The organism is Lentzea sp. CA-135723 (assembly GCF_050936595.1).
Taxonomy (GTDB): Bacteria; Actinomycetota; Actinomycetes; order Mycobacteriales; family Pseudonocardiaceae; genus Lentzea.
This window is the reverse complement of record NZ_JBNJMK010000002.1, coordinates 203,220-229,762: the sequence shown is the minus strand read 5'-3', so window position 1 is coordinate 229,762 and position 26,543 is coordinate 203,220. Positions and strand designations below refer to the sequence as shown.

Annotated in this window: 30 protein-coding genes; 17 read left to right on the top strand and 13 right to left on the bottom strand. The window is 69.6% G+C overall.

Going from position 1 to position 26,543, the window contains the following annotated elements; translation table 11 throughout:
• The first annotated feature begins 4 nt into the window (after positions 1 to 4).
• Positions 5 to 1,147 (top strand): cysteine desulfurase-like protein, encoded by a 1,143-nt coding sequence (locus ACQEU1_RS37010; RefSeq protein WP_433212669.1) that lies wholly within the window; start codon positions 5 to 7, stop codon positions 1,145 to 1,147.
• Here ACQEU1_RS37010 and ACQEU1_RS37005 read toward each other — a convergent pair.
• A complete protein-coding gene (locus tag ACQEU1_RS37005; protein WP_433212666.1) occupies positions 1,140 to 2,753 on the bottom strand; it encodes a hypothetical protein in 1,614 nt (537 codons plus the stop codon). The genes ACQEU1_RS37010 and ACQEU1_RS37005 overlap by 8 nt on opposite strands.
• 79 nt (positions 2,754 to 2,832) lie before the next feature.
• On the opposite strand from ACQEU1_RS37005, the gene ACQEU1_RS37000 reads away from it, so the two are divergent.
• Both ACQEU1_RS37000 and ACQEU1_RS36995 read left to right on the top strand, forming a co-directional pair.
• Positions 2,833 to 3,018, top strand: coding sequence for a hypothetical protein (locus tag ACQEU1_RS37000; protein ID WP_433212663.1), 186 nt, complete (start codon positions 2,833 to 2,835; stop codon positions 3,016 to 3,018).
• Entirely contained in the window at positions 3,005 to 3,925 is a 921-nt protein-coding gene (locus ACQEU1_RS36995) for a YihY/virulence factor BrkB family protein (protein WP_433212660.1), read from the top strand. The genes ACQEU1_RS37000 and ACQEU1_RS36995 overlap by 14 nt, the downstream gene beginning before the upstream one ends.
• Here the strand turns inward: ACQEU1_RS36995 and ACQEU1_RS36990 are convergent.
• Positions 3,896 to 4,270 carry a hypothetical protein gene (locus ACQEU1_RS36990; RefSeq protein ID WP_433212657.1) on the bottom strand — a complete coding sequence of 125 codons (375 nt, stop codon included), beginning with the start codon at positions 4,268 to 4,270 and terminating at the stop codon, positions 3,896 to 3,898. The genes ACQEU1_RS36995 and ACQEU1_RS36990 overlap by 30 nt on opposite strands.
• A 29-nt stretch (positions 4,271 to 4,299) precedes the next feature.
• On the opposite strand from ACQEU1_RS36990, the gene ACQEU1_RS36985 reads away from it, so the two are divergent.
• Positions 4,300 to 5,049, top strand: a complete 750-nt coding sequence (locus ACQEU1_RS36985) for a GNAT family N-acetyltransferase (protein WP_433212654.1) — start codon at positions 4,300 to 4,302, stop codon at positions 5,047 to 5,049.
• Here ACQEU1_RS36985 and ACQEU1_RS36980 read toward each other — a convergent pair.
• From ACQEU1_RS36980 to ACQEU1_RS36970, 3 genes are all read right to left on the bottom strand, one after another.
• Positions 5,046 to 5,261 (bottom strand): hypothetical protein, encoded by a 216-nt coding sequence (locus tag ACQEU1_RS36980; RefSeq protein WP_433212651.1) that lies wholly within the window; start codon positions 5,259 to 5,261, stop codon positions 5,046 to 5,048. The genes ACQEU1_RS36985 and ACQEU1_RS36980 overlap by 4 nt on opposite strands.
• Positions 5,258 to 5,419 (bottom strand): hypothetical protein, encoded by a 162-nt coding sequence (locus ACQEU1_RS36975; RefSeq protein ID WP_433212648.1) that lies wholly within the window; start codon positions 5,417 to 5,419, stop codon positions 5,258 to 5,260. Before ACQEU1_RS36975 ends, ACQEU1_RS36980 begins: the two co-directional genes overlap by 4 nt.
• 84 nt (positions 5,420 to 5,503) lie before the next feature.
• Positions 5,504 to 6,763, bottom strand: coding sequence for a helix-turn-helix domain-containing protein (locus ACQEU1_RS36970; RefSeq protein ID WP_433212645.1), 1,260 nt, complete (start codon positions 6,761 to 6,763; stop codon positions 5,504 to 5,506).
• A 98-nt stretch (positions 6,764 to 6,861) separates the two neighbouring features.
• Between ACQEU1_RS36970 and ACQEU1_RS36965 the strand changes: the two genes are divergently transcribed.
• Positions 6,862 to 7,620: an EI24 domain-containing protein gene (locus ACQEU1_RS36965; RefSeq protein ID WP_433212642.1), complete on the top strand. Its 759-nt coding sequence runs from the start codon at positions 6,862 to 6,864 to the stop codon at positions 7,618 to 7,620.
• Here ACQEU1_RS36965 and ACQEU1_RS36960 read toward each other — a convergent pair.
• Positions 7,610 to 9,553 carry a beta-propeller domain-containing protein gene (locus tag ACQEU1_RS36960; protein ID WP_433212639.1) on the bottom strand — a complete coding sequence of 648 codons (1,944 nt, stop codon included), beginning with the start codon at positions 9,551 to 9,553 and terminating at the stop codon, positions 7,610 to 7,612. The genes ACQEU1_RS36965 and ACQEU1_RS36960 overlap by 11 nt on opposite strands.
• A 57-nt stretch (positions 9,554 to 9,610) precedes the next feature.
• A complete protein-coding gene (locus tag ACQEU1_RS36955; RefSeq protein ID WP_433212636.1) occupies positions 9,611 to 10,417 on the bottom strand; it encodes a S1 family peptidase in 807 nt (268 codons plus the stop codon).
• 170 nt (positions 10,418 to 10,587) lie between these two features.
• On the opposite strand from ACQEU1_RS36955, the gene ACQEU1_RS36950 reads away from it, so the two are divergent.
• The 4 genes from ACQEU1_RS36950 to ACQEU1_RS36935 all read left to right on the top strand — a co-directional run bounded on the left by ACQEU1_RS36950 (position 10,588) and on the right by ACQEU1_RS36935 (position 13,017).
• The gene (locus ACQEU1_RS36950) at positions 10,588 to 10,962 is read left to right on the top strand and encodes an FKBP-type peptidyl-prolyl cis-trans isomerase (protein WP_355303708.1); all 375 of its coding nucleotides are present in this window, start codon (positions 10,588 to 10,590) and stop codon (positions 10,960 to 10,962) included.
• Between the two features lie 143 nt (positions 10,963 to 11,105).
• Positions 11,106 to 11,642: a YbaB/EbfC family nucleoid-associated protein gene (locus tag ACQEU1_RS36945; RefSeq protein ID WP_433212632.1), complete on the top strand. Its 537-nt coding sequence runs from the start codon at positions 11,106 to 11,108 to the stop codon at positions 11,640 to 11,642.
• Between the two features lie 32 nt (positions 11,643 to 11,674).
• Positions 11,675 to 11,977, top strand: coding sequence for a type VII secretion target (locus tag ACQEU1_RS36940; RefSeq protein ID WP_433212629.1), 303 nt, complete (start codon positions 11,675 to 11,677; stop codon positions 11,975 to 11,977).
• Positions 11,978 to 12,132: 155 nt separating this feature from the next.
• On the top strand, positions 12,133 to 13,017 hold the full coding sequence (locus ACQEU1_RS36935; RefSeq protein ID WP_433212626.1) for a hypothetical protein: 885 nt from the start codon (positions 12,133 to 12,135) through the stop codon (positions 13,015 to 13,017).
• On the opposite strand, the gene ACQEU1_RS36930 is transcribed toward ACQEU1_RS36935, so the two are convergent.
• Positions 13,014 to 13,535, bottom strand: a complete 522-nt coding sequence (locus tag ACQEU1_RS36930; RefSeq protein WP_433212623.1) for a hypothetical protein — start codon at positions 13,533 to 13,535, stop codon at positions 13,014 to 13,016. The genes ACQEU1_RS36935 and ACQEU1_RS36930 overlap by 4 nt on opposite strands.
• Before the next feature lie 53 nt (positions 13,536 to 13,588).
• On the opposite strand from ACQEU1_RS36930, the gene ACQEU1_RS36925 reads away from it, so the two are divergent.
• Positions 13,589 to 14,134, top strand: a complete 546-nt coding sequence (locus tag ACQEU1_RS36925; RefSeq protein ID WP_433212620.1) for an HdeD family acid-resistance protein — start codon at positions 13,589 to 13,591, stop codon at positions 14,132 to 14,134.
• Here ACQEU1_RS36925 and ACQEU1_RS36920 read toward each other — a convergent pair.
• The gene (locus ACQEU1_RS36920) at positions 14,076 to 15,245 is read right to left on the bottom strand and encodes a glycosyltransferase 87 family protein (RefSeq protein WP_433212617.1); all 1,170 of its coding nucleotides are present in this window, start codon (positions 15,243 to 15,245) and stop codon (positions 14,076 to 14,078) included. The genes ACQEU1_RS36925 and ACQEU1_RS36920 overlap by 59 nt on opposite strands.
• A gap of 156 nt (positions 15,246 to 15,401) precedes the next feature.
• Between ACQEU1_RS36920 and ACQEU1_RS36915 the strand changes: the two genes are divergently transcribed.
• Both ACQEU1_RS36915 and ACQEU1_RS36910 read left to right on the top strand, forming a co-directional pair.
• Complete coding sequence (locus tag ACQEU1_RS36915) at positions 15,402 to 15,986, top strand: DNA-binding protein (protein ID WP_433212614.1); 585 nt, start codon at positions 15,402 to 15,404, stop codon at positions 15,984 to 15,986.
• A gap of 28 nt (positions 15,987 to 16,014) precedes the next feature.
• Positions 16,015 to 16,671: an RES family NAD+ phosphorylase gene (locus ACQEU1_RS36910; RefSeq protein ID WP_285639243.1), complete on the top strand. Its 657-nt coding sequence runs from the start codon at positions 16,015 to 16,017 to the stop codon at positions 16,669 to 16,671.
• A gap of 35 nt (positions 16,672 to 16,706) precedes the next feature.
• On the opposite strand, the gene ACQEU1_RS36905 is transcribed toward ACQEU1_RS36910, so the two are convergent.
• Positions 16,707 to 18,566, bottom strand: coding sequence for an alpha/beta fold hydrolase (locus ACQEU1_RS36905; protein WP_433212611.1), 1,860 nt, complete (start codon positions 18,564 to 18,566; stop codon positions 16,707 to 16,709).
• An 89-nt stretch (positions 18,567 to 18,655) separates the two neighbouring features.
• On the opposite strand from ACQEU1_RS36905, the gene ACQEU1_RS36900 reads away from it, so the two are divergent.
• Complete coding sequence (locus tag ACQEU1_RS36900; RefSeq protein WP_433212608.1) at positions 18,656 to 19,858, top strand: amidohydrolase family protein; 1,203 nt, start codon at positions 18,656 to 18,658, stop codon at positions 19,856 to 19,858.
• A 159-nt stretch (positions 19,859 to 20,017) separates the two neighbouring features.
• Here ACQEU1_RS36900 and ACQEU1_RS36895 read toward each other — a convergent pair whose 3' ends face one another.
• Complete coding sequence (locus ACQEU1_RS36895; protein ID WP_433212605.1) at positions 20,018 to 21,022, bottom strand: TerC family protein; 1,005 nt, start codon at positions 21,020 to 21,022, stop codon at positions 20,018 to 20,020.
• A gap of 349 nt (positions 21,023 to 21,371) precedes the next feature.
• On the opposite strand from ACQEU1_RS36895, the gene ACQEU1_RS36890 reads away from it, so the two are divergent.
• From ACQEU1_RS36890 to ACQEU1_RS36880, 3 genes are read left to right on the top strand one after another with little or no spacing between them, the layout of a single operon-like run.
• On the top strand, positions 21,372 to 24,218 hold the full coding sequence (locus ACQEU1_RS36890) for an alpha/beta fold hydrolase (RefSeq protein WP_433212602.1): 2,847 nt from the start codon (positions 21,372 to 21,374) through the stop codon (positions 24,216 to 24,218).
• The gene (locus tag ACQEU1_RS36885; RefSeq protein ID WP_433212599.1) at positions 24,211 to 24,447 is read left to right on the top strand and encodes a hypothetical protein; all 237 of its coding nucleotides are present in this window, start codon (positions 24,211 to 24,213) and stop codon (positions 24,445 to 24,447) included. The genes ACQEU1_RS36890 and ACQEU1_RS36885 overlap by 8 nt, the downstream gene beginning before the upstream one ends.
• Positions 24,444 to 25,370, top strand: a complete 927-nt coding sequence (locus tag ACQEU1_RS36880; protein WP_433212596.1) for an ABC transporter permease — start codon at positions 24,444 to 24,446, stop codon at positions 25,368 to 25,370. Before ACQEU1_RS36885 ends, ACQEU1_RS36880 begins: the two co-directional genes overlap by 4 nt.
• A gap of 3 nt (positions 25,371 to 25,373) precedes the next feature.
• Here ACQEU1_RS36880 and ACQEU1_RS36875 read toward each other — a convergent pair whose 3' ends face one another.
• Positions 25,374 to 25,766: a VOC family protein gene (locus tag ACQEU1_RS36875; protein ID WP_433212593.1), complete on the bottom strand. Its 393-nt coding sequence runs from the start codon at positions 25,764 to 25,766 to the stop codon at positions 25,374 to 25,376.
• Positions 25,767 to 25,821: 55 nt separating this feature from the next.
• Here ACQEU1_RS36875 and ACQEU1_RS36870 point away from each other — a divergent pair, with 55 nt between their 5' ends.
• Positions 25,822 to 26,202, top strand: a complete 381-nt coding sequence (locus ACQEU1_RS36870; protein ID WP_433212590.1) for a VOC family protein — start codon at positions 25,822 to 25,824, stop codon at positions 26,200 to 26,202.
• On the opposite strand, the gene ACQEU1_RS36865 is transcribed toward ACQEU1_RS36870, so the two are convergent.
• Entirely contained in the window at positions 26,199 to 26,543 is a 345-nt protein-coding gene (locus ACQEU1_RS36865) for an MmcQ/YjbR family DNA-binding protein (protein ID WP_433212587.1), read from the bottom strand. The genes ACQEU1_RS36870 and ACQEU1_RS36865 overlap by 4 nt on opposite strands.

Here is a 26,543-nt window from a genome sequence, read left to right as displayed (position 1 = left end):
GGGCATGGCTTACGACGTCGCAGCGGTCCGCGCCCACTTCCCCGCGTTGCGCGAGGGTGCCGCGCACTTCGACGGTCCCGGCGGCGCGCAGGTGCCCGACGTCGTCGCCGACGCGGTCAGGGACACGCTGACCTCGGCGGTGTCCAACCGCGGCAGCGTCACGGCCTCCGAACGCCGCGCCGAGGAGATCGTGCAGACCGCACGGCGCACGATGGCCGAGTTCCTCAACGCGGGCAGCATCGTGTTCGGGCGCAGCATGACGCAGCTGACCTACGACTTCGCCCGCACGCTGTCGAAGAACTGGCGGCCGGGCGACGAGATCATCGTGACCAGGATCGACCACGACGCGAACATCAGGCCGTGGGTGCAGGCCGCCGAGGCAGCGCGCGCTACGGTCCGTTGGGCGCCTTTCGACCGCACGACCGGTGAGCTGCCGGTCGAGGCCGTGACGAAGCTGCTCTCGGACCGCACCCGCGTCGTCGCGATCACCGCCGCGTCGAACCTGCTCGGCACCCGCCCGGACGTCGCCGAGATCGCGCGGGCGGCGCACGAGATGGCGGCGTTCGTGTACGTCGACGGCGTGCACTACACCCCGCACGTGCCGGTGGACGTCGAGGCGTTGGACGCGGACTTCTTCGTGTGCTCGCCGTACAAGTTCCTCGGCCCGCACCTCGGCGTGCTGGCGGCGGCGCCGGAGCTGCTGGAGACGTTGCGGCCGGACAAGCTGCTGCCGTCGACCAACGCCGTGCCGGAGCGGTTCGAGCTGGGCACCCTGCCGTACGAGCTGCTGGCCGGCACGACGGCGGCGGTCGAGTTCATGCGCACGCTCGAAGGCCTGGAGGAGTACGAGCTGGGCCTGCGCGAGAAGATGGAGACCGGGCTGAAGGAGCTCGGCGTGCGGGTCTACAGCAAGGCCTCGCTGCGCACGCCGACCGTGCTGTTCTCGGTGGACGGCCTGGAGCCCGCCGAGGTGTACCGGCGGCTCGGTGCCGAGGGCGTGAACGCGCCGGCGGGCCACTTCTACGCGCTCGAGTGCTCGCGCTGGCTCGGCCTGGGCGACAAGGGCGCCGTGCGGGCGGGCATCGGGCCGTACACCGACGAGTCCGATGTGGACCGGCTGCTCCAGGCCGTGGCCAAGATCAGATGAACAGGACCAGCCCGGCGTAGAGGGCGCCGGCCAGCACGCTGATGTTGAGCTTGCGCGTGACGCGGTCACCGCGGTGCTCGGCGATCAACGACCGCGACCGGGCCCACATCAGCTTCTCGCCCGCCTCCTTGTCCGGCAGGTGCGGTGTGGTCAGCACGTCGCCGTGCGGGCCGAACGCGAGCATGAGCTGCGGACCGGAGCGGCGCACGCCGTGCAGCTGCGCCCACGGCACGCGGTAGGTGAAGACGCCGGTGTAGAGCACGACCGAGTTGTGGTCGAGACGCAGCATCGGCTGGAACCGCGTCACGGCCGACAGCACGCACTGCACGCCGATCAGCCCGAGCACGATCAGCTCCGGGTAGTACTTCAACGCGATCAACGCACCGGCGGCACCGAGGAGCAGCAGCACGCCCTCGACCCGGCGGCGGTCACCCGGCCAGATCGCGTGCGGCAGCTCCACCGGCGCACCGGCGGTGACCGGCACGCCCGGCAGGTGTGCACTGTGGACGGTGTGCCGCGGCCGCACCCGGTTCAGCGTGCTCGTCGCCACGACCTCGCCCTCGACCAGCACCGCGACCTGCCCGCCGTGGTGCCACTCCCCTGCGACGAGCACCTCGACCGGGTCGTGCTGCAACGGCGGGTCCTCCTCGCCGCGCCACACCGCGCCGAACTGCTCGGTGTCGTGGTAGAGCGGCTCCTCCAGGCCGAGGTCCGCGAGCGTGGAGATGGTCGCGATGTCGTTCTTGCGGTACCGCAACAGGATCCGGCGCGGCCCGAGCGGATGTGCCTGCATCCGGACCGCCGTGACCGGGACCGTCCACAACGCGCGCCGCCGCCGTTCCCGCGCGGCCAGCATGATCGCGACGAACACCGCGGCCCCGCCGAGGGTCAGCCACCACGTGACGTCCTCGGGTTCGTTCTCCATCCGCACCCACGAGCCGTCGGCGAGCACCGGCACGTCGTCCCCGACCTGGTAGGTCTCCGGCGCGAGCGGCTCGAACGAGGCCCGTTGCCGGTCCGGCAGCTCCACCCACACCTCGAAGGTGTTCTTGACCTCGACGACCTCGGCCTGCACGCGGCTGGCGTTCGCCTCGTGCCGTTCGATCTCGTCGTTCGTGAGGCTGTACTGCACGAACGTGAGGAACCCGAACACCACCAGCAGCACCGCGACCACGCGCAGCACCCCGCGTTGCGGCGGCAGGTCCGGCAACGACACCAGCGCCGTGCCCGCCGCTTCGTGCTGGTCCGCCCGTGACCTCAACGTCCACGCCGCCACCAACGCACACGCACCGGCGTGCAGCCCGAACGCCACGTTGGCCACCGCACTGCCGTCGAGCGCGATGTCCAGCACACCGAACAGCACGCCCATCGCGCAGCCCGTGAACACACGGCCGAACAACAACAGCAACGGCGTGGCCAGCAACGGCACGACCGCGAGAGAGAACAACGGATCCGGCAAACACGGCTGCGCGGCCGTGCACGGCGCCACGTTCGCACTCAGCGACACGTAGAGGGCGACCATCCACCCGACGACGAGGCCGACCTTGGTCACCCACCACGGAACCGCGGCTGCCTGCCAGCGCTGCACGTCCACGGCAGGGATCATGACACGTTCATTGCTCCGAACGGCGCGATTCCGCATCGGCGGAACGGGTATTCGCAGGTCACTTACTCAGGAGGTGGACATGCTGGCCATCATCGCGGCGGTTTCCTTCGGCCTCGCGCTGATCCTGGATCTGGCGAAGACCGGACTCGGTGACGTGATCACCACCAACACGCTGATCGTGCTCGGCCTGCTGCTGCTCGCGCTGCACCTCGCCGGCGTCGGCTCCGGCACGCGCTCCTTCGGCTGGCGCCGTGCCCGCAGGTAAAACCGTCGAAGGCCCCACCGGGTTGCCGAAACGCGCCTGGTGGGGCGTTCTCAAACGGACGGTCAAAGAGTTCTCCGACGACAACCTGACGGACTGGGCGGCCGCACTCACCTACTACGCGGTGCTGTCGCTGTTCCCCGGGATCATCGTGCTGACGTCCGTGCTCGCCCTCCTCGGTGACACGACCACGCAGGAACTGCTGAAGTACGTCGGCCAGGTCGCGCCGGGCCAGGCGGGCGACGTCGTGAAGTCGTCCATCGAGGAGCTCCAGAAGAGCCAGAACGCCGCGAGTCTGCTCGGCATCGTCGGTCTGCTGACGGCCCTGTGGACCGCGTCGGGCTACCTCGGCGCGTTCATGCGCGCGTGCAACGCCGTGTACGACGTCGAGGAAGGCCGCCCGTTCTGGAAGACGGTGCCGTTGCGGCTCGGCCTCACGCTCGGGTCGGTGGTGCTGGTGTCGGTCACGCTCGGCGCGCTCGTGCTGACCGGCGGGGTCGCGGACGCCGTGGGCGACGCGATCGGCCTCGGCGACGCGGTCGTCACCGCCTGGGACATCGCGAAGTGGCCCGTCATCCTGCTGCTGGTGAGCCTCGCGTTCGCGGTCCTCTACTGGGCGGCGCCGAACGTGCGGCAGCCCGGCTTCCGCTGGGTCACGCCCGGCAGCCTGCTCGCGATCGCGCTGTGGGCGCTCGCGACCGTCGGCTTCGCCATCTACGTGGCGAACTTCGCGTCCTACAACAAGACCTACGGCTCGCTGGGCGGCGTGATCGTCTTCCTGGTGTGGCTGTGGATCTCGAACATCGCGGTGCTGCTCGGCGCCGAGTTCGACGCGGAGCTGGAGCGGGGCCGCCGTCTCACCGAGGGCGAGAGCGACCCGTCACCCCATCCGCGTGATCTCCCCGGGTAGCTCGTCCGGCACCGCCGTCCACACGCCGTCCGGTCCGGCCTCGACGCGTTCGGCCCCGCCGCGCGGCACGATCACCCACAGCTGGTCCTTGCCGGACAGCCACACCGCGCCGACGCCGTCGCCCTCGTAGACCCGGTCGTGCGGGTAGGTCTTGCGGAACACCTCGCCGCCGTCGCGGTCGGTCACCCGCACCTCGCTGCCGTCCTCGGCGTGCGCGACGAAGTTCCCGCTGGGCGACGGCCGCGGGTCGCCGGGGCTCACGAACTCCTGCTGTCCGCCGCACCCGGTGAGCAGGAGGAGCAGGAGCACCACCACGGGGCCGCGGCGGTAAATGCCGTGCGTCATGCCGCCGAATCTAGCTAGCGTGCTCCGCCGTGTGGAACGTTCTTGAAGCCTTTTACGACTCCGTGCCCCGTGCGGGCGCCCGCGTCGAGGAGCACGGCGAGCTCGTGCTGTTCCTCCAGGCAGGCGACGGCTACCCGTACTACGCGCGACCCCGGTTCCCCGGCGGCGACCCGAGCGTCGAGGACGTGCTGGAGGTGCGGGCACGGCAGCGCGAGCTCGGGGTGCCCGAGGCGCTCGAGTGGGTGCACGAGACGACGCCGGGGCTGCTCGCCGTCGCCCGGCAGGCCGGCATGGAGGTGCTCGAAGCGCCGTTGCTGGTGCTCGACCCGGAGAAGCTGCCCGAACGGCATCCGCACGTGCGGGTGCTCGGCACGCGGCCGGTCGAGGTGACCGTGGTGGCGGAGCTCGCGTTCGGGTCGCCAGGAACGGACGCGGGAACGGTCGGCGTCGAGGAACGGGACGCGGCGCTCGCGGCGGCGGTCCCCACGAGCACCCGGCACCGGCACGCGGTGGCCGACCTGCCAGGCGAGGGCGTGCTGGCGGTGGGCACGGCGCAACGGGCGGGTGACGTCGTGGAGATCGCGGGCATTGGCACGTTGCCGGCGGCACGGCGACGTGGCCTCGGTGGTGCGGTCACGGCGGAACTGGCGCGCGACGCCCTGGAACGCGGCGCCGAGCTGGTGTTCCTGTCGGCGGGGAGCCTGGAGATCGCCCGCGTCTACGAACGCGTGGGCTTCCGCAGGGCCGGAACGGCTTGCATCGCCTCCCCCGCCAGCTAGCGCGGCATCGGGACGCGGAACAGGCAGCCGACGCACGGCATGCCGGAAGGCTGGGCGAGCAGTTCGGCCTCGCCCTCCTGGATGAGCTCACCGCAGTAGGCGGTCAACGCGAGCAGGGTGTCGTCGTCGGGCACGGGTACGAGGTGGCACGTGCGTTGTGTCTCTCCTACGACACCCGCACGCTTGCGGACCAGCAACACAGGCATGCTCATGCCTTCACCTCGGCGTCGTCCACCACACACACGACAGCGTGCGTGGTGGCGTAGAACTTGAGCCGGTAAGGGCCCGCGTTCCTCTCTGCCACAGCCGCGCAGAACCTCTCGGAGCTGACCTCGTCCGAGCGCGGCGTTCGTTCGGCTAGGTCGATCACAGCTAGATCGTGCGGGCCCGCGAGCGAAATGGGGAGGGTTCTATACGATTTGCGGGTGCCGTATGCGGAACTCGCATACAGGACTCAACGCAGCCTCTCCGTCAGCTCGGTCATCGCCGGTGTCGCGGCCCACGGCACGAGTCGCGCCAACTCGGTGACGATCAGCTGCGACCCCGTCACCCGCGCCAGGTCCAGCGCCACGAGCCCCAGTTCGGCGGCTCGGTCGAGGTCCCCGCTGGACGCGTGCGCGTACGCGAGAGTCGCCGTGTGCACGCCCTGCTCCCATTGGCAGACGCTGCCCCAACGCGGCATGAGCGCCGTGTAGGCGTCGATGGCACGACGGTGGTCAGCGAGGGCGACCATCGACGCGGCCCGTTGCATCTCGACGTGCAGTTCGGTGAAGCAGTAGCCGATCGAGTATTCGTCCGTGCGCACCCGTTCGACGTCCTGCACCAACGACTGTGCGAGGTCGAACCGCGTCATGCACGCGTCGAGGCCCGCGCGCGCAAGTCCTCGTGCCTCCTGACGAACCGCCATCGCGCGCACGATCGGACTCACGCCCATCTCTCGTTGTGCCGCACGCGCCAGGCCGATCACCCGGTCGTCGTCGCCGTCCGCCTCCGCGAGCTGGCTCATCCGCACGTAGCAGTACGCGACGACGTCCCTGTCGTCCGCGGCCTGCCCCTGCTCCAGCGCACGGGACGTCCACGCGCCGGCGCTGCGCATGTCGCCGACCTCTTCGTACAGCCAGCCGTAGAACTCCGCGTACATCGCACCCGTGCCGAGCAACCGCCGACGAACGTCCCCACGCGCGTTGCGGCGCAACGTGTCGATGACGTCGTACATGCCGCGCACGGCAGGCATCAACGCACCGGTCGCACGCCAGTTGTGCGCGTCGTTGATGATCCTCCGCAGCACGAGCAACTGGCTGACCGCGTCGTCGTCGCTGTCCGCGTTGAACACGGCGGAGGCGCACAACGCCATCAACGCCTTGCCCTCCAGGCCGACCACGACGTCACCGGACCGCACCGGCACCGTGCGGTCGGTGAGGCCGAGCAGGTGCGCGGGAATGCCGAGCAACCGCTGCAGGGTCCGCAGCACGCGCATGTCGTAGGCGATGTTGCTGCCCGACTCCAGCCGGGAGATCGCGGACTGGGAGAACCCGGCGAGCGTGCCCAGCTCGTCCTGGCGAAGGCCGTGCGCCTTGCGGGCGATCGCGACGACCGCGCCCGGCGACTCGGCCGCGACCGCGTCCCTGATCTCCCTCGACTCCCAGATGGACGGCGGCAGCACCGGCAGCGGCCCGTCCGGGACCACGACGGCGTTCTTGGCCGGATCGCTCACGCTCGACGCCTCCCAGCGCTCAGTCCGCCATCATGACGCTCCTCGCGAATTCCCTCCACCTCGTCTCAACACGGGACGAAACCGACTATCCTGCGGCCGTGATCAAGGACTTCGGTGCCGGTGTCGGTCTTCTGCTGCGCGGGTTCAGCCTGGTTTTCAGCTCCCCCAAGCGCGTGCTGATGGGCGCGTTGCCCGCCGTCATCACGGCTGTTCTCATGATCACGGGGTGGGCGGTGCTGCTCACCAACATCGACTCCGTGGCGGGCTGGCTGACCGGTTTCGCGGACTCCTGGAGCGACACCTGGAAGGGCTTCGTCGAGGTCGTCGTCGGAATTTCGGTGGTCGCCGCGGTCCTCGGGCTGAGCGTGCTGCTGTTCACCGCGATCACGCTGATGATCGGCGGCCCGTTCTACGAGTACATCTCCGAAGAGGTCGAGGACGAGCTCGGCGGCGTGCCGGACGCGGAGCAGATCGGCTGGTGGCGCGGGTTCGTCGTCGGCCTGCGCAGCACGATCCTGCTCGTCGCGACGTCGATCGCGTTCGCGATCCCGTTGTTCTTCTGCGGCTTCATCCCGGTCATCGGCCAGACGGTCGTGCCGGTGCTCGCCGTGTGCATCAACGGCTACCTGCTCGGCATCGAGCTCACCGGCATCCCGTTCACCCGCCGCGGCCGCTCGTTCAAGCAGCGCAGGCAGATCCTCAAGACGCGCCGCGGCCTGGTGCTCGGCCTGGCCGTGCCGACCTACCTGCTCTGCCTGATCCCGCTGGCCGCGCTGATCGTCATCCCGGCCGCGATGGCAGGCGGCACGGTGCTCGCGCACCGCCTGCTCAACGGAGACCGCGCTCCTATCGCGTGAACGGCAGCCAGGCCTGCTGCGCCAGGCCGCTGCGCGCGTTGACCTGCACGCCCGACGCGGAGACCGACCACAGCTTGTCGCCGATGACGATCGTGCGCCGCTGCCCACCGCCGTAGTTCGTGCCGGTCTGCGGCTCGACGATCTTGCCGTCGTCACGCAGCTGGTCGCCGTCGACGCGCAACACCAGCGAGGACATCTCCTGGTATGTCCTGTACGCCGTCACGGGGATCACCAGCGTGCCGTCCTGCGGCCAGAACAGGAACGCGTGCGGGTCGAACTGGGCCTCGGAGTTGCTGTCCGGCAGGTGGTACTGCGCGAGCCGTCGCGGTGAACCGGGGTCGCGCACGTCGAACAGCGACACCTGGGTGCCGAGCGTGCGGCCCTGCTCGTTCGCCTCCTGGCCGACGCCGATCAGCCTGCCGTCGCCCGCCGGGTGCAGGTAGGCGGAGAAGCCGGTGATCTTCAGCTCGCCGGTCACCCTGGGTTTCTTCGGATCGCTCAGGTCCAGCGTGTAGAGCGGGTCCGTCTGGCGGAACGTGACGACGTAGCCCATCTCGCCGATGAACCGGACGCTGTAGATCCGTTCACCCTTGCCCAGACCGCCGACCTCGCCGACCTTCGTCAGCTGGTTGCCGTCACGGCGCAGGGTCGTCACGAAGCTCTCCGACGGCGCAGGCTGGATGTTCCCCTGGTCCGTCGGCATCCGCCAGCAGCACCGGACCTCCGTGCCCGTGGTGGTGGCGACGCGCAGCACGCCGTCGTGCTCGGAGAGCGAGTACTGGTTGAGCAGCGTGCCGTTCACGTCACCGGACGCCACGTGCTTCGGCGGCCCTGCCTGGCTGATGTCGAACTGGTGGATCGCCGTCGTGATCGGCCGCTGCACCGGTGGCCTGGTGGGGAGTTCGGGCAGCAGGCGGTGGTCGTCGGCGACGTAGAGGCTGCGGTCCGTGCCGTACACCGTGTCACCGTCCGCGACGATCGAGACGGGCTGGCCGGTGCCGAGCTTGCCGGACAGGTCGAACGTCAGCACGGTCAGCATCGACGTCGCGCTCGGGGCCGTGGGACGGCTGACGTTCGCGCAGTCGACCAGGGTTCCGCTCGACTTCGCGCCGTTCTCGTTGAGCTCGTAGCGCGGCAGCCACGAGCCGATGGGCTCGTTCTGCAGGATCTCCCTGTTGCGGCGCAACGATCCCGCTTCGTTGGTCGACTCGTTCGGGTAGACCCACGGCAGGCGCGGCTGCGAGCGCACGACGACCCGCGCCGTGCCGCCGATCTGCCGGGCGTCGAGGTAGAGGCCGTCGGTCTTGAGACTGCTGATCTCCTTGAGCGCCTTGAGGTCCACCAGGATCAGCTCGGTGCCGGACTCCGGCGCGAACGGCGGCATGTCCTGGGGCACCACGCGCTTCTCCAGCAGCATGGGGCTGTTGGCGACCACCAGCGCGCGGTCGCCCTGCACCAGCAGCTGGTTCGCGTACCGGTCGCCGAGGTCGACCACGCCCGTCACGGCCTTGGTGGCGACGTCGATGACGCGCACCTTGCCGTCCGCGATCGAGACGACGCGCTTTCCGTCCGTCTTCACGATGTCCGGCTCGTCGACGCCCTGCTCGTGGACGTTCGTCGTCGAGTGTTCCTGCTGCTGCGCGGGCGGGGTGGCCGGCATCGCCTTCTCCGCGCTGCCCGCGGAGTTGGTCGCGGCGTCGCCCATGGTGAAGATCTGCGGCCGTCCGCCAAGCCCGTACGCGCTGACGTACGGCGACATGGCGCGGCGTAGTTCGGTCAGCGCGTTGTCGCACGAGTCGAACGCGACGAGACGCACGGGCCCGTAGTCCACGATCGGTGGTGGCGCGAGGGTGTCGTCGCGCACCGCGGAGCTCACACTCACTCCGGCGACGGCCAGCACGGCGGCACCGGCCAACAGCTTCTTGCCGTTCATGTCCTCAGGACGGAAGCGGGGCCGGAAAGGGTTGCCGCCCTTTCCGGCCCGGTTCTCCTACAGCTGTGCCTGGATCTGCGCCGCGTAGGCGGAGACGCGGGCGTAGACGCCGGGGTAGCCGGCCGCCGCGCAGCCCTCGCCCCACGACGTGATGCCGATCAGCTTGCCGCCTGCCACCAGCGGGCCACCGGAGTCGCCCTGGCAGGTGTCCGTGCCGCCCTGGGAGTAGCCGGCGCACACCATGTGCGTCGCGTTGAAGTCGCTGCCGTACGAGCTCGCGCAGCTGGAGTTGCTCGTCAGCGGAACGGTGGCGCGCAACAGGTAGCGCGACGCCGAGCCACCGGACGACGTGGTGCCCCAGCCGAGGATCGTCGAGCTGGTGCCCGCGGTGTAGAGCGCGCTGTCCGCGGACGTGGCGAACGGGATCGGGGTCTGCGAGAGGTTGCGGTCGAGCGTGAGCACCGAGACGTCGTAGCCGCGGGTCACGTCGCGGTAGCTCGGGTGGATCCAGATCCGCGTGACACGTGCGACCGTGCCCGCGGTGGAGTTCTTGTCGTCGCGGCCCGCCACGACCCGCACGGCGGACGCCGCGTCGCCCACGGTGCAGTGCGCCGCGGTGACGACCTTGTTCGGTGCGACGAGAGTGCCGCCGCAGTACTGGAAACCGCTGCTGGTCGCGAGGTAGACGACCCAGGGGTAGGTGGACGTGCTCGCGCGCGTGCCACCGACGATCTGGGTGCCGAACTCGCCGTCGGCGGTGGGGACAGGAGCTGCTTCGGCCACGCTGACGCAGGCCATGGACAGCGTTGCCGCCGCCAGTGCCGCGCCGAGAAGTGACCGGAGGCGGTGCAGGGTTGCCGCCATGATCGTCTCCTTCTTCTGTTGTGACCAACGGCTGCAGGGCCGTTGGTGGTTAAAGAAAGACATGAGCGTGGGTGAGCCGGGTAGGGCTGGTCCGCGTAGGCCGTTCAGCCGTGCCCGTCCTCGCGTGATTGGATCGAGCGCGAACAATCCCGTTCCGAGAGGAAGTTGTGATGGCCCCCACGAAGCCTGAGGTCGACCCGCACGACGGCCCGGCGCCCGCCGACCTGCTGATCGAGGACATCACCGTTGGCGACGGTGCGGAGGCCACGGCCGGTCAGTTCGTGTCCGTGCACTACGTCGGTGTGTCGCACTCGACCGGTGAGCAGTTCGACGCGTCCTGGGACCGCGGCGAGGCGTTCCAGTTCCCCCTCGGTGGCGGCCGTGTCATCCAGGGCTGGGACCAGGGCGTCCAGGGCATGAAGGTCGGTGGCCGCCGCAAGCTGGTCATCCCGCCGCACCTGGGCTACGGCGCGCGCGGCGCCGGTGGCGTGATCAAGCCCAACGAGACGCTGATCTTCGTCGTCGACCTGCTGGGTGTGAACTAGTACTTGTCACAGCGGCGTCCCACTGGTCCGATCGGGTGGGACGCCGCTGGTCTTTCCGGCCGATTTGGACCCGTGCCGGAACGGGAGCGCTCCCGGCTGCGTCATCCTTGAAGTCCGCCGCTTTCGTGGGAGGGAAGTACCCGGTGCCCGAGGACATCGCCGGATCCGAGCAGATGCTCGCGAACTGGAACCAGAGCATCCAGGAACGCGCCGCGCGCTATCAGGAGATGGCGAACCGCGTGCAGGGGATGACGATCTCCGAGCGCTCCCAGGACGGTTCCATCGAGATCCTCGTCGGGTCCAACGGCATCCTGCAGAACCTCGTGATCAACGAGTCCGCCTCCACCAGGCGGATGGCCGAGGTCAGCGGCGAGATCATGAAGCTGTTGCAGCGCGCCCAGTCCCGCATCCCCGAGCTGCTGCAGTCGGCGATGGCCGAGACCATCGGCACGCAGGACGAGACGGCCAACGTGCTGTTCAACGAGGCCAAGAAGAACTTCCCGGCGCCGCCCGCCGAGGAGCCGACGCGCACGCCGTACGACCGCAACGAGATCAACTTCCGGGTCGAGGACGACGCACCGCCGCCGCCACCGTCGCGCCCGGCTCCTCCGCCTCCCCCGCGCCGTCGCCCGCCGAGGGACGATGACGACGACTTCGGCGGCGAGTCCGTCCTCACCTGACCTGTCCGCACGGCCCCGAGGGGGAGTTCCCGATGACCGGGTTCAACGTCACGTCCGACGTCCTGGAAGCGCACGCCAAGGCGTTGGAGGGCCTGCAGGGCCGGTTGCAGGGCGCTGTCGACGCGGCGAACACCGTGTCGATGCCGACCGACGCGTACGGGATCATCTGCCAGCCGTTCCGGATGATGCTCGACCCCGTGGAGCAGTGGGGTCTCGACGCGTTGAAGGGCGCCGCGGAGGCCATGGACGCCACCGCGAAGAAGGTCGCCGACACCGCCAAGGGCTACCAGCAGGTCGAGGAGCAGATCACGCGCGCGCTCAAGGGCGGCGCGTGACGCGTCCCTCGTTCGCGCCCGCCGCGACGGGGAACCACCAGGCCCGGCACCCACTCAGAGTTGTGTGAACGGCGCGGGACCCATGACCGTCCCGCGCCGGTCGCGGTAGCCCGATAAGATCAGCGGGCTTTCACGGGGAGAGGGGCGAGGACCACATGAGCCAGCCGGCGACACCGCTGAGCGAGCAGGACCAGCAGCAGCTGGTGCGGCAGATCGGCCGTGCCATGCTGCCGGCCGTACCGCAGGGCTGGCAGCGCATCCGGGCCGAGTACCGCGCGGCCGGGCGGCACATCGAGGTCGACCTGGCGTTCGCCGGGCCCGACGGCCAGCTGCGCCCGGTGCGGCCTCCGATGGACGTCGTGCAGATGTTCGGCCACCTGCGTTCGGGCATGTACCACCCCGACCGCGGCACGTGGCTGAGCGCGACGTACGAGATCGAGGCGCCCGCGGCGTTCACGGCGGACTTCAACGCCGAGGACGAGCCGCGCTGGCGCAACGCGCCGCCGCCCATCGGGTTCCGCGACGAGCTGCAGACGTTCCCGCGGCCCGACCGGATGATCCCGGACTGGTGGCGTCAGCGCGTCGGCCTGCCGCCGCTGCCCGCGCCCGAGCCGGAACCGCAGCAGGAGTACCAGGTCGCGCCCGCCGCGGCCCAGCAGGGTTCTTCGGACGAGCTGCGCACGGCCCGCGTGTACGACGGCAAGAACGACGACGGCCGGATCGTGGTGAACCGCCAGCCGGTCGACCCGCAGGTGGTCGACGGCCTGCTGAACTACCTGGAGTCGGCGCCGGTCGTGCTGGCCGCGCGCAGCTACGACACCGACGAGTTCTCGCAGACCGGCGAGCAGGACGTGCCGCTCAACTTCCGCACGGACGGCACGTGGATCTGGGCCGGCGCCGTGCCGCACTACCTGCGCAAGTACGGGCTGCCGCCGGAGCCCGAGCTGGTGGCGCACGCCGTCTCGCGCAACTTCCAGGTCGCCGAGGTCAACGAGCAGACGCAGGACAAGGCCGTCTCGATCATCACGGGCCAGGGCTAGTCGAGGGTTCTGAGGTACGCCTCTCCTCGCGGGGAGAGGCGGTACCCGACCTCCAGGGACTCGGTGAGCCCCTTGGCCTTCAGCTTGCGGACGTCCGCCTTGAACGGCAGCTTCTCGCGGCCGACCGAGGCGGCCAGGTCCGCGGCCCGCACGCCGGGGTTCGCGGCGATCAACCTGAGCAGCGCGAGACCGTCTTCTTCGAGCACGACTCCGTCCACATCGGACGACTCCCGCAGCTCGATCCGCGGATCCTCACCGACGAAACGCAGGCGGATGCGGTAAAGCGCGCCCTCGCGTCCGTCCACTGAGGACTTCAGCGCGACGACGGTCGGGAACCCGGCCGCCACCGCCTCCGCGCGCGTCACCCGTGACACGACGTCCACCGCGTCGATGGCCAGCACGCCCTGCGACGTCCGCAACGTCCCGCCCGCGCGCACGGTCGGCCGCTTCCAGCGCCGGAACTGCAACGTGATCTCGCCGGACCGGATCCGTTCCCAGTCAGCCACTCGGATCAGCACCGAACGAGGGTCTCAGGTTGCCGACCTCCGCGACAGCCGAGACGATCCACGCCATGCAACGGTGGTGGCTCTTCACGGTGCGCGGAGTGTTCGCTGTCCTGTTCGGCCTGGCGGCCCTGGTCTGGCCCGGCCTCACACTGCTGGCGTTGATCATCCTGTGGGGCGCCTACGCGCTCTTCGACGGCGCGATGATGCTGTACCTGACGCTCACCCACAAGGAGTGGCCCGCCCGCTGGACGCTCGGTCTCGTCGGCGTGCTGGGCCTGGTCACGGGCTTGATCGCGTTGTTCTGGCCGGGCATCACGGCGACCGCGCTGCTGCTCCTGATCGCCGTGTGGGCGCTCGTCACCGGCGTGCTGCAGATCGTCGACGCGATCCGCCTGCGCAAGGTGATGACGAACGAGTGGTTCTACGTCGTCACGGGCGCGCTGACGGTGCTGCTCGGCATCATCCTGATCGTGAACCCGGCCGCGGGCGCGCTGGCGTTCGTGATCACCATCGGCGTGTTCGCGATCCTGTGGGGCGTGGTGCTGATCCTGTTCAGCCTGCGGTTGAAGCAGCTCGCCGGCGGGCTCGCACCACGCGTACCGCGAGCGTGACCAGCACGGCGACCCCGACGAACACGTAGAGGTTGCCGATCACCTGCTGCCACCACGCCCAGTTCCGTTCGACGTCGTTGTCGCGCGGGAACAGCCAGTGCGGCCCGATCGCGAACACCGCCACGACGGCCCACGACGCCCAGTGGCGGCGCAGTGCGGGCCGTGACAGCAGCACGAGCGCGGGCGCGATCCACACCCAGTGGTGCCCCCACGACACGGGCGAGATCAGCAGGCCGCCGATCGCCACGACGAAGAAGGCCTCGATCTCGCCGAGTTGCGACGCCAACCACCACACCGTCGCCACGACCAGAAGCGCCAGCACGAGCCACACGCCGACCTGGGCGCCGTTCTCCAGCCCGAAGCGGGCGAGCGTGCCGCGGATGGCCTGGTTCGACGCGTAGGTGAGTCGTCCGACGCGGCCTGGGTCCAGCAGCGCGTGCGTCCAGTACTCCTTCGCGTCGCCGAACGAGATGAGGAACCCCAACGCGCCGAAGGCGAAGAACGAGCCGATGGACACGAACACGGGTTTCCACTGCCGACGCGCGACGAAGTACAACGCGAAGAACGCCGGCGTCAGCTTGATGGCCGCCGCAAGGCCGATGAGCGCGCCACGGGGCCACCAGCGCGTGCGTTCGAGCAGGCAGTCGGCCATCACCAGCAGGCCCAGCAGCAGGTTGATCTGCCCGAACCACAACGTCTCGCGCAGCGGGTCGAAGATCGACGACACCGCGGCCGCGCCGAGCCCCCACTTGACCGCGTCAGGACCCCAGCCGAGCACGCGCTGGGCCGCGATCAGGCACAACCCGGTGAGCATGGCGAGGTTCGCCGCCGCCACCGCGAGGATCGCGAGCCAGAGCGGCACCAGCGCCAGCAGGCTGAACAGCACGGCGGCGATCGGCGGGTACGTGAACGGCAGGTCGGGCCCGCCGAGCGGCTTCGCGAAGCCCTCGACGTAGAGCGGCAGGTCCTGCAGGAACGCCGCCCCGCCGTTGCGGTACACGCGCAGGTCGAGCGACCACCCAGGAGGGCGGTACATGACGTAGGCGAGCGTGGCCACCATGACGGCGGCCCACGCCACCACGACCCGCTTGGCGGTGCGGTCGAGCTGCATCGGGGAATGGTATCGATGTGCCAGATGTCGCCCACGTCACCACTGCGTAACCAGAAATCTCACGTAGCGTCGTCACGTGACCGCAGACCGTCGATTCTCGCAGCTTGCGCCGTTCGTAGGGCGCACAAATGCGCACGCACGGGATATTCTGTGCGCATGAGTCCTGCCCTGGAGACGGTGCTGGCCAAGGCCGGCCTGCAGGTGAGTCCAGACGAGTTCCTGGCCCTCGTGACCGACGCGGCACGCAGGCTCGCCCCGCCGCACCCGGAACCGGCCACGTACTTCACGCCGGACCAGCAGGCGGCCCTGGAGGACGTGGGCCTCGACCTCTCCCCGGCAGGCCCGGCGGACGCCCGCCCGCGCACCCGCACCGTCGTCGCCCACGCCGTCCTGCGCGACTCGGCGCTGACCGTGAACGAGGCGGCGCGCCAGCTCCAGGTCGACACCAGCCGCATCCGCCACCGCCTGGGCGTGGGCAGACTGGTCGGCTGGAAGGACAGGGGCAGCTGGCGCCTGCCCGCGTGGCAGTTCGCGGGCACCGGCGTCCTCCCGGGCCTCGAGACCGTCCTGACCGAGGTACCGGCGGACCAGCCGGCCCTCGTCGTCGCCGCCTTCATGACCACCACCCAGGAGGACCTGCCCGTGGACGGCAAGCCCGCCACCCCGCGCGACTGGCTCCTGGCCGGCGGCGACCCAGGGCGGGTAGCCACCCTGGCCTCCGCGCTCGGCACACCTGCCTGAGCGTTCCCGAACACCCGACAGGACCCGAATGTCACGGCTTCCGCAGCCGCCTGCCCCTGCCGTGCTCCAGGCACACCTGCGCCGCACCGAGGACGTAGTAGCAGTCCACCGCGCAACCCGCCTGGTCCGCGTCTTCACCGCCAAGGGCTCCCACCCCCAGCGCTGGAACACGTTCCGCTACACGGGCCCGCTCCCCCACGCCCGCTTCGACGCACAACAACCGGCCCCGGACGGCTCCCCGGTCCAGGACCACGAGAACGGCGTCCTGTACTTCGGCCTCTCGGTCCGCACGTCGATCGCCGAGGTCTTCCAGGCCACCTCGATCGTGGACCGCCGGACCCGCTCGCCTTTTCTGGTGGTGCTGCGGCCCCGGCGCACTCTTCGACTGCTGGACCTGGGTGGGCTGTGGCCTACGCGGGTCGGTGCGTCGCAGGAGATCTCGACCGGGCCGAAGCTGGTGACGCAGGCATGGTCGCGGGCGATCCGAGCGGCCTATCCGGAGTTGGACGGGCTTTGGTACCGGTCGTCGATGGACTCCGGTGACCCTGCGATCTGCCTGTGGGATCCGCCTGGGGCTTCCGGGCTGCCGGCGGCGCCGGACGTGCTGCTGCCGCTGGACCATCCCGGGCTCGACCTGCCGTTGGCGCGGGTGTGCGAGGAGCTGAACTACACGCTCCTGGGCTGACCCGGTCGTCGGTCAGCCCAGGAGGACGAGCGGGGTCAGGCCTTGAGGTGGCGGCCCCACCACTCCAGCACCGCGTCGAAGCGCTGCTTGCGGTGCCGCGGCTGCCCCGAGCGGGTCAGCTCGTGCCCCTCGCCCGGGAAGATCAGCATCTCCGTCTCGACGCCGCGCCGCTTCAGCGCCACGAACATCCGCTGCGCCTGTTCCAGCGGGCAGCGCCAGTCCTGCTCGGAGTGGACGACGGCGAACGGGAGGTTGATCTTCTCGGCGTAGGTCAGTGGTGACATCGCGCGCTGGGCTTCCGGGTCGGGGCCGCAGTAGGCGTCGGCGAAGAAGTAGCCGATGTCGGACGAGCCGCCGAACGAGTCCCAGGCGTTGACCGCGCGTTCGGACCAGGCCGCCTTGAAGCGCTCGCCGTGGTGGGCGGAGAGCCAGGAGGTCATGAAGCCGCCGTAGGAGCCGCCCATGATGCCCACTCGGTCGGCGTCCAGGTCGGAACGCTCCAGCGCGACGTCCAAAAGGGACAGGACGTCGTCCACGTCGACGGTGCCGAACTTGCCGACGACGGCCTGGCCGTGGGCCTGGCCGTAGCTCGCCGAGCCGCGCGGGTTCGGGAGGACCACGGCGTAGCCCGCGGTGGCGTAGACCTGGGCCTCGTCGAAGAAGCCCCAGCTGTGGTACATGAACGGGCCGCCGTGCACCGCCATCACGACCGGGTGCGGGCCCTCGCCCTCGGGCAGGACCAGCCAGCCGTGGACGGGGTAGCCGTCGGAGGCGGCGCCGGTGAGCTCCACGACCTCGCGCGCGGCGACGGACGGGAACGCCGTGCGCACACCGGTTCCGACGAACTCGACCTGCCCGACGTTGTCCGGAGTGGACACCACGGCGACCACAGTGGACCCGTCGGAGGCGAACGAGCGGATCACCGCGTTCTCGCCGGCGAGCACCTCTCCCGCGCCGCCGGAGAACGGGATGCGGCGCAGTTCGAGGGCGCCGCGGTTGCGCACGACCAGCAGAACGCCGGACGCGTCGGCGACGGGCGGGCCGGAAAGACGTTCCACGTCAACGGTTTCGACGTCGGTCAGCCGCTGGGCCGCGGAACCGTCCAAGCCAGACTTCCACAGGCCGAGGTTGCGGGCCACGCCGTCGATGCCGGTGAACTCCGTGCCCAGCCAGAACAACGAGCCGTCCGCGACGAACGGCATCGCGACCTCGCCGGCGCCGCGCACCAGCAGCGACGGCGCACCGTCGGCGACGGCGATCGAGTACAGGTCGGAGTGCAGCGTCTCCACGACGCCGAGGTCGCGCGGCGCCACGAACACCAGCGTCGACGCGTCGAGCCAGGCCGGGTCGGAGACGTCGTACGAGCCGTCGGTCACGACCGAGACGTCGCCGTCGAGCGTCACGACGTGCAGGCGCGGGCGGCGGTCGCCCAGGAAGCCGACGTCGTCGACGCGGTAGTCGAGGCGCGTGATGCGGCGCGGCGCCTCGGCCTCGGGGCCGTCGTCGGTGGTGCCGTAGCGGCCTTCCTCGGGCACGCGGGCGACGAACACCAGCCGGGACGAGTCCGGCGACCACACCGGGGCGCCGGCGCCGAGCGGCAGGTCGGTGAGCTGCCGCGGTTCGCCGCCGTCCACGGGGACGACGTAGATCTGCGGCTTCGACTTTCCGCTGACGCGCAGGAACGCGACGAGTCGGCCGTCCGGAGAAATGCGCTGTGCGTTGTCACGATCACCGTGCGTCCACGGTGTCGTCTTTCCGTCGGGGAACACCCGGTGCAGACCGCCCCGGTAAGTGTTCTTCTCGAGGTCGGGCGTGGTGATGCTGACCAGCACCAAGTCTCCGGACACGGCGACGGTGCCGGGCGTGGTGAGCAGCTGCAGGTCGTCAGGGCGCACGGCGTGGACGCTAACAGAACTTGTTAGCAAAGCTCAGAGTTGTTTGTTGACCGATCACAAAAATTGACTCGCCGCATAGATTCCCGCGTATGACGCGCATCGTGTTCTCTGGGGGCAGGGTCTTCACCGGCCGGGCGTTCGAGCCCGGCGACGTCGTCGTCGAAGGCGACCGCATCGTCGACGTCGGCATCGGTCTCGACGGCGACACCAAGGTCGACGCGACCGGTCACTCGATCCTGCCGGGACTGTTCGACTGCCACGTGCACTTCATGTTCAGCGGCGCCGACCTGGTGCGGTCGCTGAACACGCCGTTCTCGCTGCCGTTCTACGAGGCGATCGGCAACATGAAGGCGACGCTGCAGTGCGGCATCACGACCGTGCGCGACGCGCTCGGCGCCGACCTCGGTGTCGCCGAGGCGGTGCGGCGCGGGCTGGTCCAGGGGCCGCGCATGCAGATCGCGGTCAACATGGTGTCGCAGACCGGCGGCCACAACGACGACTGGATGCAGTGCGGCGCCCACATCTCACCGCCGCTGCACCCCGGCCTGCCGGACACCGTCGCCGACGGCCCGGAGGAGCTGCGCAAGGTCATCCGCACGCTGGTCCGGCACGGCGCCGACATCATCAAGATCGCGTCCAGCGGCGGCGTGATGTCCCCGCGCAGCAACCCCCGGCACGCGCACTTCCGCGACGAGGAGATCGCGATGATCGTGCAGGAGGCCAACGCCGCCGGCATCGCGGTCATGTCGCACGCCATGAGCGGCGACGGCATCCTCACGGCCGTGCGCAACGGCGTGCGGTCCATCGAGCACGGCGTCTTCCTCACCGACGAGGGCGTCGAGGAGATGATCAAGAACGGCACGTGGCTCGTGCCGACGCTGATGGCGCCGCGCATGGTGATCGACCAGGCCAAGGCGGGCGTGGCGATCTCCGACGTCATCATGGAGAAGGCGAAAGCCGTGGTGGCGCAGCACTTCCAGGCGTTCCAGAAGGCGCACCAGGCCGGGGTGAAGATCGCGATGGGCACCGACTCCGGCGTCGGCCCGCACGGCGACAACCTCACCGAGCTCACGCTCATGGTCGAGTACGGCATGACCCCGGCGGAGGCGCTCTACGCGAGCACCCAGTCCGCCGCCGACCTGATGCGCCTCGGAAACGACCTCGGCGAGCTCGCCGGTGGCAAGCTCGCCGATCTCGTGCTCGTGGAGGGCGACGCCGAGCAGCACGTGAAGGCCGGAACGCTCAGGCAGGCCGTCCGCGCCGTCTACCAGAACGGCGTCGCGATCGGTTAGTGGCGCGCCCCAGAACGTTGCCGGGGGAATTCGCGGTCAGACGGGTGCATCGCGGCACCGCCCCCACGTCCTCGTACTGGTTGTACGGGGGCGTGGGGGCGGTGCCGCGAGGTGCCCTGCTGGGCGTGGATCACCTCGCCGACGTTCTGGGGCGCGCCACTAGTGGCCGGCGTCCGCCCCGACGTGCTTCGCGGCCTCGGGGTGGCGCTTCACCTTCCACAGGCTGGCGATCGTCGTGATCGCCAGCACGCCGATGATCACCGACAGCGAGACCTCGATGCCGATGGTCGGCACGTGGAACGGCTCGCCGCCGTTGAGGAACGGCAGGTTGTTGGTGTGCAGGGCTTCCAGGATCAGCTTGACGCCGATGAAGCCGAGGATGACCGACAGGCCGATCGACAGGTAGACGAGCTTCGCGAGCAGGCCGCCGAGCAGGAAGTACAGCTGGCGCAGGCCCATCAGCGCGAACGCGTTGGCCGTGAACACCAGGAACGGCTCCTTGGTGAGGCCGAAGATCGCGGGGATCGAGTCGAGCGCGAAGAGCAGGTCGGTGGAGCCGATCGCGACCATCACGATGAACATCGGGGTCACGAAGCGCTTGCCGTCGATCTTGATGAACGACTTGGAGTCGTGGAAGTCGTCGGTCACCGGGAAGACCTTGCGCACCATGCGGAGCATCAGGTTCTCCTTGTACTCCTCTTCCTCGTCGTGGTTCTCCCGCGCCAGCTGCCAGCCGGTGTAGATGAGGAACGCGCCGAAGATGAAGAAGACCCAGCTGAACTGGCTGATGAGCGCCGCGCCGGCCGCGATGAAGATGCCGCGCATGATGAGCGCGAGCACGATGCCGACCAGCAGCACCTTGTGCTGGTGGATCGCGGGCACCTTGAACGTCGTCATGATGATCAAGAAGATGAACAGGTTGTCGACGCTCAGCGAGTACTCGGTGATGTACCCCGCGAAGAACTCCGTCGCGTACTGACCACCGGAGAAGTACCAGATGCCGAGACCGAAGAGGGCGGCCACCGCCACGTAGAAGACCACCCAGCGGGCGGCTTCACCGATCGTCACCTCATGGGGCTTTCGATCGACGATCACGAGATCCACAGCGAGCAGGACGAGCAGACCACCGATCGTCGCGAGCCACAACCATGCGGGGACGTTCACAACTCATACCTCCGGGATTCTCAGCGCACGCCAAATTCACCCGGAGGTCTCCTCCGCCGCCGAGATGATCTCTCGAACGACCGACGGCACCGGGACCTCGACACTGAGATCCGTACTGACGACACCGCCGCTTAGGGAGTACTCCCCTCCATGCTGCGTGAATATGATGCTCCATGAACGGCGCTTAGCGCCACTCAGGGTGAGCAGACCCACGCAACCAGGCGCAACGGGAATAACGCCCGAGACGTCCGTGCGCGTACCTGAAGCCGCGCTGAAGATCCACTCAACCTGAGACCGGCACGCCATCCCGACAGGCGGTTCTCAGCAAAACTCGCATATCGTCATCGACGTGTCCCGCCTCTCCCGCCTTCGCGGCAGGTGGACGATCCCCGCATTGATCGTGGTACTCGCCGTCGTCGCAGGCGGCGTGTACTTCACTCGATCCGGAGACGACCCCGTAGCCGTTTCCTTCAAAGAAGCGAACATCGACGCACCTGAGAGCCCTGACAGCGCTCAGACGGTGACGATCGAGACACGCCTCTACCTCCCCCAGCAGACGCCCGCGCCCGCGATCATGCTCGCGCACGGCTTCGGCGGCAGTCTGCGCAGCGTGCACACGCAGGCCGAGGAGTTCGCCCGGCGCGGCTTCGTCGTGCTGACGTGGTCCGCGCGCGGTTTCGGCCGCAGCACGGGCCAGATCGCGCTGAACTCGATCGACCGCGAGGTCCGCGACGCCCAGAAGCTCCTCGACTTCCTCGGCACACGTGACGAGGTCCAGAAGGACAGCGGCGGCGACCCGCGCGTGGGCGTGACAGGCGCGTCGTACGGCGGTGCGTTGTCGCTGCTGCTCGCGGGCGTCGACAAGCGCGTCGACACACTCGTGCCGGTCATCACGTACAACGACCTCGCGCAGTCGCTGCTGCCCAACTCCGCGCTCGCGACACCGCGGGACGACGCGACCCCGTCCGCCACGGCGTTCGGTGAGGACGGCGTCTTCAAGCGGTCGTGGGCGGGCATCTTCTTCTCGGCGGGCATGACGTCGATCGACCTGTCGTCGCCGACGGGGGACGCGCCGGAGCAGGGACAGCGGGAGTCGAACCAGAACTCCGTGCAGGCACCGCAGCAGCAGCCCGGCGGCAACTCCGGTGGCCAGGGCCAGCAGCCGCCGACGCCGTCGAACGGCGCGTGCGGCCGCTTCACCCCCGAGGTGTGCGCCGCGTACACCGAGGTCGCCACGACCGGCCGTGCGTCGCAGCAGACGCTCGACCTGCTGCGCAAGTCGTCGCCCGTCGCGGTGACGGACCAGATCAAGCAGCCGACGATGCTGGTGCAGGGCGAGCAGGACACCCTGTTCGGCCTCGACCAGTCCGACGCGACCGCGCGGCAGATCTCCGCGGCCGGCGGCCCGGTGAAGATGGTCTGGTACGCGGGCGGCCACGACGGCGGCAACCCCGGTACCGCGCTGCGCGGCGAAATCGCCGACTGGATGGACTTCCACCTGCGCGGCAAGGGAACCGACCCGGGCACGGGCTTCGAGTACACGGTGCAGGGCGCGTTCCGCTCGTCCGGCCAGCCGTCGCTGCGCACGGTCGTCGCGCCGGCGTATCCCGGTCTCACCGGCGGCTCCCCGACCGAGCGCAAGACGTTGAAGCTCACCGGGCGCGAGCAGGTCGCGGTGAACCCGGCGGGCGGCAACCCGGCGTCGATCAGCAACCTGCCGGGCCTCGGTTCGGCGTTGTCGCGGTCGTCGGCGATCTCGTCGCGGCTGTCGCTCGACATGCCGGGCCAGGCGGCGGTGTTCACGTCCGAGGAGCTGACCTCGCAGGTGCTGCTGACGGGTTCGTCGACGGTGCGGCTGAAGGTCGCGCGCGGTGACCAGAACACCGGCGAGGCGATCCTGTACGCGAAGCTCTACGACGTCTCCGCGGACGGCACCCGCACGTTGCCGGGTTCGATCGTGGCGCCGTTCCGGGTGGCGCTGCCGCCGGACGGCTCGGCGGCCGAGGTGACCGTGACTCTGCCGGGTGCCGTGCGCCCGGTGGAGGCCGAGCACAAGCTGGCGCTGGTCGTCTCGACGACGGACCAGGCGTTCGCGAACGCCGAGCAGCCCGCCGCGTACCGCATCTCGCTGGCGTCCGACGAGATCTCGGTGCCGGTGGTGCCGGGCCGCAACGTGTCCGAGGGCTTCCCGATGGAAGCCTTGTGGGGCATCGTGGTCGCGCTGCTGGTGCTGATCGGCGCGGGCATCATCGCGATGTTCCGCCGCCGCATGGCGCAGGACTCGGACCCGGACCTCGCGGACGTGCCGCTGGTCATCTCGAACCTCACGAAGGCCTATCCCGGCGGCGTGAAGGCCGTGACGGACCTGTCGTTCCGCGTCGAGCACGGCATGGTGCTCGGTCTGCTCGGCCCGAACGGCGCCGGCAAGACCACGACGCTGCGCATGGTGATGGGTCTGATCCACCCGTCCGAGGGCCACATCCGGGTCTTCGGCCACAAGGTGACGCCTGGTGCGCCGGTGCTGTCGCGCATCGGTTCGTTCGTCGAGGGGTCGGGCTTCCTGCCGCACCTCTCGGGTGCCGCGAACCTGCGCCTGTACTGGGCGGCGACGGGCCGTCCGGTGGAGGAGGCGCACTTCGACGAGGCGCTGGAGATCGCGGGCCTGGGCAAGGCGGTGCACCGGCGCGTGCGCACGTACAGCCAGGGCATGCGGCAGCGGCTCGCGATCGCGCAGGCGATGCTGGGGTTGCCGGACCTGCTGATCCTGGACGAGCCTGCCAACGGTCTCGACCCGCCCCAGATCCACCAGATGCGCGAGGTGCTGCGCCGCTACGCCGCGGCGGGCCGCACGGTCGTGGTGTCGTCGCACCTGCTGGCCGAGGTGGAGCAGACCTGTTCGCACGTGGTCGTGATGCACAAGGGCCAGCTCGTCGCCGCGGGCGAGGTGTCCGACATCGCGGCGGGAGGCGGCGAGGCGACGTTCCGCGTCGACTCCCCTTCGAAGGCGGCGGATGTCCTGCGGGGCCTCGAAGGCGTGCACGACGTGCACGAGGACGAGGGTGCCGTGCACGCGTCGATGAACGGCGTCCCGCGCGCCGCGGCACTCACCGCCCTGGTGGCGGCGGGGATCGCGGTGGACCAGGCGGGCCCGCGACGCAGGCTGGAAGACGCGTTCTTGGAGCTGGTCGGTGAATGACTTCCTGATGGCGGCGGCCTCCGCCACCGCCGAGACCCACGCCGAGGCAGAGGTCCCCTCGTCGAGCGAGCGCACGTTGCTGGCCGGCGAAGGGGGACCCCTTGACTCAATTATCCCAGGCGACACCGACAACTTCGGGCCCGCCGAGGACATGCCGCTGGTGCGAACGGTCCTCACAGCCAACCCGAACCGCACGAAGGCTCCGGCCCCGAAGGAGGTGACGACGTGAACGACAACGGCGTCCACACCGACCCAGGCGCGCTCACCGACCTCACCGACGCCGCCGCCAAGCAGCACACCGAGGTGGCCCCGGACGGTTCCGCCGCCGGCTACAAGGCGCGCCGCACGCTGCGCATCTTCGTGGAGCTGCAGCGCCAGATCCGCCGCCGCCGCACCCAGCTCGTGCTGGGCTTCCTGGTGCTGCTGCCGTTCATCCTCGTGATCAGCTTCGAGATCGGGTCGTCCGACCCGAACCGCCGCTCCGGCGGGTTCGTGGACCTCGCGACCGCCAGCGGCATCAACTTCGTGGTGCTCACGCTGTTCGTGAGCAGCAGCTTCCTGCTGCCGATGATCGTGGCGCTGTTCTTCGGCGACACGATCGCGTCCGAAGCGTCGTGGTCGAGCCTCAAGTACCTGCTCGCCGCACCGATCCCGAGGCACCGCCTGCTGCGCCAGAAGGCGATCAGCAGCGGCATCCTGAGCGTCTTCGCCCTGGCCCTGCTGCCCGCGGTCGCCCTGGCCGTCGGCGTGGTCTGGTACGGCACGGGCGAGGTGGTGAGCCCGACCGGCGAGGCGGCCCCGTTCGGCGACGGCGTGCTCGCCATGGCGTTCGCGGTCGTCTACATCTCGATCAACCTGTTCTGGGTCGCGGGCCTCGCGATGTTCCTGTCCGTGTCCACCGACGCACCTCTCGGCGCGGTCGGCGGCACGGTGCTCGTCTCGATCGTGTCGCAGATCCTCGACCAGATCGAGCCGCTCGGGGACCTGCGCAACTACCTGCCGACGCACTACGCGATGGCGTGGGCGGACCTGCTCTCGACCGACATCGACTGGTCGGAGATGACCCGCGGCACGTTCTCCGCGCTCGTCTACGGCGGCGTCTTCACGCTGCTCGCCGCGCGCCAGTTCAAGACGAAGGACATCACCAGCTAGGCATCACTGGACGCAGAACTCGTTGCCCTCGGGGTCGAGCATCACCACCCAATGTCCCTTGGCGTCGTTGAACTCCTGGACCTTGGTGGCCCCGAGGCCGACGAGCCGGTCAACCGCCTCCAGCCCGGCGTTCACGTCGAGGTGGAGGCGGTTTTTCGCGGTCTTGCCCTCGGGCACGCGCTGGAAGAAGAACCGCGGGCCGCCGCCCTCGGGGTCGATGATCGCCGAATAGTCGTTGACCGACTCGAACGGGATGTTGTTCTTGACGGCGAAGTCCTCCCACGAGTCGAACCCGGGAGGCGGCGGCTGCACCACGTAACCGAGTGCCTCCGCCCAGAAAGCAGCGAGCTTCCCGGGGTCCGCCGCGTCCATCGTGACCTGGATTCCGATTGCCATGACAGCACGGTAAGACCCAATGCGGACAACCACTGTCCGGAGTAGCCTGCCGCTCATGTCACGTCCAGTGCACTTCGAGATCCACGCCGCAGATCCCGAGCGGGCGCGGAACTTCTACACCTCGGTCTTCGGCTGGAAGATCGAACAGTGGGGCGACATCCCCTACTGGACCGTCGTCACCGGCGACGAGGAACAGGCGGGCGTCAACGGCGGCCTGCTCCCCCGGCGCGGCCCGGACCCGGCGCCGGACGCACCCGTCCACGGCTACGTCATGACGATCAGCGTCGTGGACATCGACGCCACCATCGCCGCGATCGAGGTCAACGGCGGCACAGTGGCCCTGCCCAAGGACAAGATGCCGGGCGTGGGCGTGCTCGCGTACTACAAGGACACCGAGCAGAACATCTTCGGCATCCTCCAGCCAGAAGACAGCTAGGGCCGTTTGCTCTTCGGCAGCCGCGCGACGACGGCCTCGTACGAGCCGTCCACGAGCTCCAACAGGTCGTCGTCCGGCACAGCCCCTTTGAGCGCCACGGTGTTCCACCCGTACCGCCCGACGTACCCGCTGATGGTCACGTCCTCGGGGAAGCGCTCCCGCCACACGGCGGCGGCCTCGGCGTCAGCGCCGCACTTGAGCCCGACCGTGTGCACGTCGAGCCCGATGAAGGCGAACGCCTTCCCGCCGACCTTGCACACCAACTCGGCCTCGCCCCACGGATACGTCTCCTCGGCGCCAGGCTTGGCCGCGCAGTAGACGATCAACTCATCCAGTGTCAC

Bases quoted from the DNA above. Each gene is read 5' to 3' on its own strand.
- ACQEU1_RS37005 (WP_433212666.1), bottom strand. From the start codon at position 2,753: ATGATCCCTGCCGTGGACGTGCAGCGCTGGCAGGCAGCCGCGGTTCCG.
- ACQEU1_RS36910 (WP_285639243.1), top strand. From the start codon at position 16,015: ATGTCACGGCTTCCGCAGCCGCCTGCCCCTGCCGTGCTCCAGGCACAC.
- ACQEU1_RS37010 (WP_433212669.1), top strand. From the start codon at position 5: ATGGCTTACGACGTCGCAGCGGTCCGCGCCCACTTCCCCGCGTTGCGC.
- ACQEU1_RS36940 (WP_433212629.1), top strand. From the start codon at position 11,675: ATGACCGGGTTCAACGTCACGTCCGACGTCCTGGAAGCGCACGCCAAG.
- ACQEU1_RS36950 (WP_355303708.1), top strand. From the start codon at position 10,588: ATGGCCCCCACGAAGCCTGAGGTCGACCCGCACGACGGCCCGGCGCCC.
- ACQEU1_RS36955 (WP_433212636.1), bottom strand. From the start codon at position 10,417: ATGGCGGCAACCCTGCACCGCCTCCGGTCACTTCTCGGCGCGGCACTG.
- ACQEU1_RS36900 (WP_433212608.1), top strand. From the start codon at position 18,656: ATGACGCGCATCGTGTTCTCTGGGGGCAGGGTCTTCACCGGCCGGGCG.
- ACQEU1_RS36980 (WP_433212651.1), bottom strand. From the start codon at position 5,261: ATGAGCATGCCTGTGTTGCTGGTCCGCAAGCGTGCGGGTGTCGTAGGA.
- ACQEU1_RS36875 (WP_433212593.1), bottom strand. From the start codon at position 25,766: ATGGCAATCGGAATCCAGGTCACGATGGACGCGGCGGACCCCGGGAAG.
- ACQEU1_RS36915 (WP_433212614.1), top strand. From the start codon at position 15,402: ATGAGTCCTGCCCTGGAGACGGTGCTGGCCAAGGCCGGCCTGCAGGTG.
- ACQEU1_RS37000 (WP_433212663.1), top strand. From the start codon at position 2,833: ATGCTGGCCATCATCGCGGCGGTTTCCTTCGGCCTCGCGCTGATCCTG.
- ACQEU1_RS36960 (WP_433212639.1), bottom strand. From the start codon at position 9,553: ATGAACGGCAAGAAGCTGTTGGCCGGTGCCGCCGTGCTGGCCGTCGCC.
- ACQEU1_RS36935 (WP_433212626.1), top strand. From the start codon at position 12,133: ATGAGCCAGCCGGCGACACCGCTGAGCGAGCAGGACCAGCAGCAGCTG.
- ACQEU1_RS36870 (WP_433212590.1), top strand. From the start codon at position 25,822: ATGTCACGTCCAGTGCACTTCGAGATCCACGCCGCAGATCCCGAGCGG.
- ACQEU1_RS36925 (WP_433212620.1), top strand. From the start codon at position 13,589: ATGCAACGGTGGTGGCTCTTCACGGTGCGCGGAGTGTTCGCTGTCCTG.
- ACQEU1_RS36990 (WP_433212657.1), bottom strand. From the start codon at position 4,270: ATGACGCACGGCATTTACCGCCGCGGCCCCGTGGTGGTGCTCCTGCTC.
- ACQEU1_RS36920 (WP_433212617.1), bottom strand. From the start codon at position 15,245: ATGCAGCTCGACCGCACCGCCAAGCGGGTCGTGGTGGCGTGGGCCGCC.